Genomic DNA, 7,235 nt, shown 5'->3' on the forward strand with positions numbered 1-7,235 from the left:
ACCCCCCCCCACCCGCAACCCGCGCTTGGTTATTGTCTGGGGGGCTGGTTGATGTTTATCAGCCCCCGGCCACCCGGTGGGCCCGCCCCCCGCCCGGCGGGCGGGGGGCCGGACCCTAGCCCTTCTCAGCCTGCGGGTGGCGTGTGGACGAGGGTGATCCAGGTGACGTTCTCGTCGGCGAACAGCTTCTTCATCGCGACGTATGCCTCATTCTCGGCAACGTCCCAGCGGATCGGCATGGTCACACCTGCGGCCTTCAGCGCATCCCGCTGGCGCCCCGCTTGTTCCACCAGGTCCTTGGGCATGTCGAGCCATGGTTTCTTGACGAACTCTCCGTTTTCGACGAAGTTCGCATAACCGGGACCTTTGGGGTCGAGCAGGACACCGTTCTTGTAGCCGTCGAACTTCACGAACCCCGCGGGGTTCGGCGTGTTCTCGATCACGTACCCGAAGCCGTTGGGTACGCCCGTGATCTGTACCTCGTAGTCGATGGCCCTCTGTTTCTTTCCTCCTTCCTTGACCCATTTCCATATTCCGGGTCCTCCCTTTTCGACCCAGCAGCGCAGAGTGGCCGATGCGGCTCGGGCCAATGACGCAGTGCCAGGTGTCTTGCACGCATCGGAGAGCGCCCTGGCCACCTTGGTTCCGATGCCCGCGATCACCTCGTCGGACAGGCCGAGGGTGCGGAGGCCCTTCCACGCGTCGGTGAAGCCGATGCCTGTCTTGAGGGAGGCGTTGAAAGAGTGGAGACCGTCGGCGATCGCTTGGAGTGCCTTGCCTCCGACGAACCAGCTCGCGGCCCAGGCGCATCCGGCCCAGCTTCCGCTTGCCCCGCCCGGGGCGATCTTCTGGGCGCAGGCGATGAAGTCGCCGAGAAGGATCTTTACGGGGTTGATGCCCGAGTTGAACTGGGTCATCGTGAGGGTGTGGGTGACCGTGTCGCTCAGGTTGGGGAGCGTCTGGCGGCCGAGGTAGAGCGTGTCCGCTGCGGGGCACCCGTACGGGGCCATGTCCTCAGCGGTGCACAGGTAGAGGTCGACGACGGCATTGAAGTGGACGGTCGCGGTGACCGTGCAGTCGCCGGTGTGGAAGATGATGTTGCAGTTGTCCTTCTTGACATCATCCGGTTCGCCGACACTTTCAATGCTGTCGACGACGTAGAAGACGTCACCGATGCCGGTAGTGGCCCCGGACTTGATCTGATCGTTGTTCGCCTTCGTCTCGGCCCGTTGGGCCGCATCCTGGGTGTCCTTGGCCGCCTTGGCGGCGTCCTTGGCGGCCTGTTCCGCCTCGGTGGCGGCGGTGTTGGCGCGGTCGGCTGCGGCTTGTGCGTCCTTGGCGGCCTGTTCGGCCTGTCTGGCGGCCTCCTGGGCTGCTGCCGCGTCGAGGGCAGCTTGGTCGGCGGACTCCCTTGCTTCCTTCGCGTAGCCTTCAGCTCGGCCGGCTGCCTTATCGGCGGCTGCCGCGTCCTCGGTGGCCTGCCGGTCGTATTCGACCGTGCGGGCCAGGGACTTGGCGGCCTGTGCCGCGTACCCAGCTGCCTCGGTCGAATAGCCGAGAGCTTCCTTCGCGTAGCTGCGGGCTTCTGCCGCGTAGCCGGCCGCGTTGGCCGCGTGGGCGTACGCCTCCTTCGTATCGCCCTGGGCCTGGTTGGCGATGTCCTTGGCTGCCTCGGCCTCCTTCTTGGCGTTGTCGGCGTGGGCCTGGGCGACGGCCTGCTGCTGCTCGGCGATCGTCCGCGACGCCTGCCCCGTCAGCACCACCAGGGAGGCCGTGCTGTCGGTGTCCGCGTACGGGCCGCCGAGCTGGACGGCGTCGTTGGCCGGTTTGGCGACCTGGCGTGCGGCGGTCGTGGCGTCGGCCGCGGCCTGCGCGGTGACGTGGGCGTAGCCCGCGGCCTTCGCCGCGGCAGCGAGCGCGGTGAGCGCCTCCTTCATCGCGGCGTCGGCGTTGGACTTGGCGGTCTTCGCCTGTGCTGTGGCCTCGTTGGCCTGCTTGACCGCGGCTGCGGCTTCGGTTGCCGCGTGCTGGGCAGCCGCGATGGCGTCCGCCGTAGCACTGGTCGCCGTCCTGACGGCCGCGTCGGCCCTGAGCTTCGCCGCCTGCGCGGCATCCGCATCGGCACGCGCCCGCTTGGCCGCCGCCTCCGCCCTAGTGGCTGCCGCGTCGGCATCGGCTGCAGCCTGGCTGGCGGCATCGGCCTCGGAGCGGGCGCGTTTGGCTGCGGCGGCGGCATCGTTGGCTGCGGCAGCGGCCTGATCCGCCGCCTTGCGGGCGGCGTCAGCGTCCTCACCGGCATCCAGAGAGGCTGCGTAGGCTTCCTTGGCGTCGGCCTTGACGCGGGCGGCGTCGGCTTTCTGCTCGGCGTTGTAGGCGTCGTTGCGCAGTTCCACGGCCCTGTCGCGGGCCTTGACCGCGTCGTCGCGCTTGCCCTTGGCGGTCTGCTCAGCGGCTTCGGCCTTGCCCTGGGCGTCCTTGGCCTTCCCGGCTTCTGCCTGGGCGTTCTGTTTGTGCTGGTTGGCTTCGCCCTGCTTGGCCGCGGCCGTTTCCTTCTCCGCCTTCGCCGTCGCTTCCTCGGCCTCCGCCGCGAGGCGTTTGGCGTGCGCCTGGGCTGCGGCGGTCTTCGCCTCGCCCTCGGCCTTCACCGCATCGGCCAGCTTCGCCTTCGCGGTCTCCGCGTCCGCCTTGGCGTTGTCGCGATGCAGTTTGGCCGCATCCCGGGCGGCCTTGGCCTGCAACTCGGCCGTCTCAGCAGCCTCCTTGCGGAACTCGGCCCGCACCTGCGCCGCCTGCGCGAGAGCCCGCTGGGTGATGGTGTCGCTGTCGGCAGCCGAAGCGCGGGTGGCGGCCTCGGCGGTCTCCCCTGCCTTGACCATCGCCTCCAATGCGGCGACCGTGCCCTGGGTGACCTGGTCCTTCTGCTGTCCGACGATCAGACCCCGGCCCCGCGGGGCCCCGTTCTGGTCGGCGACCGCGTAGGCGGCCTGCTGCGCCGTGGTGGACGTGGTGGCGGCCTTCTTCGCCGTCTCCAACTGGGCCCGGATGACTCCGAGCTGGTTCTTCGCCTCCGCCTGCGCACTCGTGACGTTCGCCTTGGCCTTGTCCACGTCGGCCTTGGACACGGAACCGGTGTGACCCTTGGGGGAGACCTTGAATTTCTGCGCGTCCGTGCCGTTGCAGGTGTAGAGGAAGGCGTCCTGACTGTTGGTGAACGTGTGCAGGTCCAGGCACTTGCCCGTACCCGTGTTCTTCAGACTGGTGGTGGCGCGGACGTCGGCTTCCCATGTCTGGGAGGGCGCCTGGTTGCAGCCCCAGATCTGGATCTTCGTACCATCGGCGCTGTTGGCGTGGTCGACGTCCAGGCACCGGCCCGAGCCGACGTTCATCACGTGCAGGCCCGAGTCGTCGGTGTACAGCCGCCAGTCCTGTGCCGGGTCGTTGTTGCAGGTCCAGATCTGGACGGGAGTGCCGTTGTCCTTCCCCCCGCCCGCGACGTCCAGGCACTTGCCCGGAGCGGCCACGACCTTGATCACGTTGGAGGCGTCGCCGATCCAGCCCAGGCCGCCCTCGGTGGAGTAGTCCAGCCAGCGGGTGGAGTAGTCCGCCACCCACGACTGGCCCAGCAGCCTGCCCAGGGCGAACGTCCCGTCCTGCAACGCCTTCGTGGCGGTGGAGCTCGCGCCGAGGATCTGCTGGCGCTGGGTGGCCTGCGAGGCGATCTCCTGCTGCCACTCGGACGACGCCTGCCCCACCTCCTTGCCCAGAGCCCGGTTCGGGTCGATCGGGTCGTGCCACGAGCAGGTGGCGAAGCGGGCCTTCAAGTCCTCGACCGCGATACGGAACTCAGGACTGTCCGGGGCCGGCGCCGTCGTGGGGAAGCCGCCCGAGGACAGGAAGATCCGGGCGTCATCGGCGAACACCCGAGGAACGAACCACTGGTTTTCCTCGACCTTCCCGGAGTTCTTCTTCCACAGCGCCCACGCCTGCTGCTCCTGCGGGGTGCCTCCGGTGGTGTACAGCTGGTCGCCGAGCGCGAGCGCGGCGGCCTTTGTCTTGTCGTCGGCGGTCGGCGACGAATCGTAGAGCGGGTTCCACACGTCGTCCGCGTACGACTGGTACAGCCACGGGAGCAGCCCGACCTGCTCGAAGATGTCGGTGCCCTTCCGCGGCGGGTGCGGGTAGCTCAGGCCGCTGACGGCACCGGACCATGCCCGCTCCTGGTCGCTGACCTTCTTCAGCCACTGATCGGTGCTGTCCCGGTCCGCATTGCGTGCCTGGACCAGGGGGGTCTTGTCGGACATGAGGTCCCGGTAGACCTTCTGGTGCAGCTGATCGGGCGGCAGCCCGATCGCGTCCTGCGCCAGGGCGTACATGCTGGGTCCGCCCTTGCGCAGTGCATCAGCCGCCACGCACTGGTCTTCGCGCAGCTGCCCAGCGGTCTTCGTGTCGTAGCCGTCGTAGGAATCGCCGACCAGGCTCATCTCGTCCCGGCCCGAAGGTCGCGCAAGGTCGGGCCGCACCGCGAGGCCGACAACCATCGCGAGAGCGGTCAGCAGAAGGATGATCCGGGCAGCCAGCCCCGACTGTCCGGGTCTGGGTAAGAGAGGGTTGGATGATCTGGAACGCAACAGAGATGCCTTTCATCCCGAGGCCGGAGCGACCCAGGGCACACCTCGCCCCCAGGGCGACAGCTGTTCCCCCGGCCGCTGCTGGATGTGCTTGCTCACACGGCAGATCGGGTCAGGACCCTCCGTGCATGCGGGCAACCGTAGACACAACCTCACGGCGTAGGACAGGCGTTCGATTCGCCTGGCCGAAACCGCGCCCGCCTCCGGAGCGGCGCCTGGGCGCGCCGTCCCCTGCGGGGCCAGGGAATCCTGTGGCGTTCCTGTGGAGTGGATGTGCGCGTCCGGCGGCGCGCACGGAGGGCGGATCTGTCTGATTTTCGGCAACCCTCCCGCGTGGGGGAGATTCGCAGTGCATACCAAATGCCCTCTATATAAACCCTATGGCAGATTGCCTATTAGGGGCGAAATCGGTGAGTGCCACGTGGGTGCAGGCGCCGGTCGGAACCACCGGTACGGCAGTGGACGGTGTCGCTGAGAGTCGCGCCGATCGGGTGCCCCACCCGCTGCCTGCGTGGGGAAGGCCCCGGGGATGTGGCTCAGTCACTGGCCCTGGCCTTCGTGACTGTCTGCTGTGTGCCGCCCACTGAAGGCGCGGCCGGCAAAGTCAGCCATGCGCGCCCCGCGGTCGAGGCTCTGAACCCCTGGTAAAGCAAAGGCTGTTAGGGCACCGGTGTCCCCGTGGATGCGGGATCCGGGGGTGTGCGCCGGGCGAGGACGCCGCCGGCGTCCAGTTCGACGCCTTCGCCGCCGGGAGACACGACGACCCGCTACCCGCCTGGCCGGCCTGGGGCGGCAACACCGTCCACCAGCCCACCTGGACCCTCCACTTCTCAGCCCACGCCTCGGCCGGTGTGCTGCAGGACCTGAGCTTCGAGCTGGCGAACAGCCTCGCGCCAAGACCGTCCGCCGCGCCGCCCCGGCAGTCTCACCTCACCACTCACGCCCAAGCGCCCACGCCGCCCTCAACGTCGACGGCCCCGGCACCAGGGCGACACCGGTGACCGGCGAAACGACCATGCTCTGGGCGGGCCTGACGATCCTGGCCACCTTCGGATCGTTCTGCGGCTGCCTCACCTGGCAACTCACCGGCCGACTCCATTCGGTGATCAGCGGCAACGCCGTCGAGGGCCGCTGCGTACGCCGGTACTGGACCGAAGGCAGCGACGGCGGCAGCACCTGGCGCCACGTTCACGGCTTCACCACGGTCGACGGACAGTACGTCGAGTTCGAAGAAGATGCCCTGTTCATGGAGCAGGGGCAGTCGGTCACCGTACGGTACCGGCCGGGCAACCCCGCGCGGTCCGCCACGGTCATGGGCCGCGGCGGCGCCTGGTCGCCCCTGTTCGGCCACCTCTTCGGCATCCTCATCACAGGCGCCTTCACGCTCCTGGGCATCCTGTTCGTGTGCCTGAGCTTCGACGCGTAAGCCGGCGAGGCGATACACGCGGACTTCCTCCACCAGCCCCCTCATTGTGGGCGGGGCAAGCCGTCAGATAGACATTCAGTGCGTGGAACATGTGTCGATGAGGGGGGGGAAGGCGTCATGCCCGGCTGGTTCAAGCCCCAGAGCACCCGTCAGGAGGGCGACCGGGCCTGGAAGGCTCAGGTGGCCATTGCGACCCGCGCACCGTTCGCCCCCACCGTCGCGGACGCTCCCCGGGACGACCGGGATTCGCTGGTCGGCGAGGCGGTGTACGACAGCGAAGGGGTCCATGAAGCGCTGACAACGCTGGTACACGGCCTGGCTCCCGACCGGCCCGTGGTGGCGACGACCACCGCCGCGCTGTCCGCGGCATCCGGCCTGCTGGTGCTCCGGCCCTCGTGGATCACCCACTGCAACGACACGTTCGCCCTTGCCGAGGACGCCCGCGACAGCCGAAGCGAGATGTCCCGCCAGTGGGTATCCGCAGACATCGTGCGCGCCTGGCCACGGTTCGCCGAGGGCCAGGCCGCGCACGAGCGGGCGACCGCGAGCATCGCGCAGCTCCAGGCAGAACTAGCCAAGTTCTGCGGTCGCGATGTCACGGCCTCAGCGTGGCGGGTGGCGTAGAGCGAAGCACGCGCTCGGCCAGGAGCAGCGCCACCACACTGCCCGCCTCCGTGACCTCACCATTCTCGACGGCACCAAGCGCTGCCGACAGCGGCCTCCACTCCACCGTCATGCCGGCCTCAGTGGCGTCCCGCTGCATGGCCCCCGGCGTCAGCCCGGTGGCCAGAAACAGGTACGTACGCGCGGCGTGATGGCCGGGAGCGGGTCGATCACGCCCAGGGCACGCATGACGTCAGCCACCAGCCCCGTCTCCTCCTCCAACTCCCGTACCGCAGCGTCGTGGGGGCCTGGCCGTCGGTTCCACCGCCCGGCAGGTGCAGCACGCGACGCCGTTGAAGATAGAAGTCATCCTCGACCAGGATGACTTGATGTTCCTCGTCGACAGCGACCACGCGCACGCCGTCGCCAACGGACACGTACTCGTACGTCCCAGCTCCGCCATCAGGCCGAAGCACGACGTCGCAGTGAGCGTTTTCAGCGTTGGCGCTCCAGGGTGAGCACGGCTTGAGCAATTGACGTCATTCGATTGGGGCTGCATCGGGAGTGACGGAAGATGT

At 68.5% G+C, this 7,235-nt stretch carries 3 protein-coding genes and 2 pseudogenes; 2 read left to right on the forward strand and 3 right to left on the reverse strand.

The features are described 5' to 3' along the window. Window positions 1-125 precede the first annotated feature (125 nt). Window positions 126-4,538 carry an RICIN domain-containing protein gene (locus ACFWA7_RS39200; RefSeq protein ID WP_385827937.1) on the reverse strand — a complete coding sequence of 1,471 codons (4,413 nt, stop codon included), beginning with the start codon at window positions 4,536-4,538 and terminating at the stop codon, window positions 126-128. 1,087 nt (window positions 4,539-5,625) lie between these two features. Here ACFWA7_RS39200 and ACFWA7_RS39205 point away from each other — a divergent pair. Both ACFWA7_RS39205 and ACFWA7_RS39210 read left to right on the forward strand, forming a co-directional pair. Beyond that, window positions 5,626-6,054 (forward strand): DUF3592 domain-containing protein, encoded by a 429-nt coding sequence (locus ACFWA7_RS39205; protein WP_385547157.1) that lies wholly within the window; start codon window positions 5,626-5,628, stop codon window positions 6,052-6,054. A 117-nt stretch (window positions 6,055-6,171) separates the two neighbouring features. Further along, the gene (locus ACFWA7_RS39210) at window positions 6,172-6,678 is read left to right on the forward strand and encodes a hypothetical protein (RefSeq protein ID WP_385827939.1); all 507 of its coding nucleotides are present in this window, start codon (window positions 6,172-6,174) and stop codon (window positions 6,676-6,678) included. A gap of 150 nt (window positions 6,679-6,828) precedes the next feature. Here ACFWA7_RS39210 and ACFWA7_RS39215 read toward each other — a convergent pair. Then, a pseudogene (locus tag ACFWA7_RS39215) lies at window positions 6,829-6,984 on the reverse strand (NUDIX domain-containing protein); the annotation flags it as partial. A 168-nt stretch (window positions 6,985-7,152) separates the two neighbouring features. Next, window positions 7,153-7,235: pseudogene (locus tag ACFWA7_RS39220) on the reverse strand (IS5/IS1182 family transposase); the annotation flags it as partial.

Origin of the sequence: Streptomyces sp. NPDC059994, assembly GCF_042737755.1 — a bacterium.
Classification (GTDB): Bacteria; Actinomycetota; Actinomycetes; order Streptomycetales; family Streptomycetaceae; genus Streptomyces.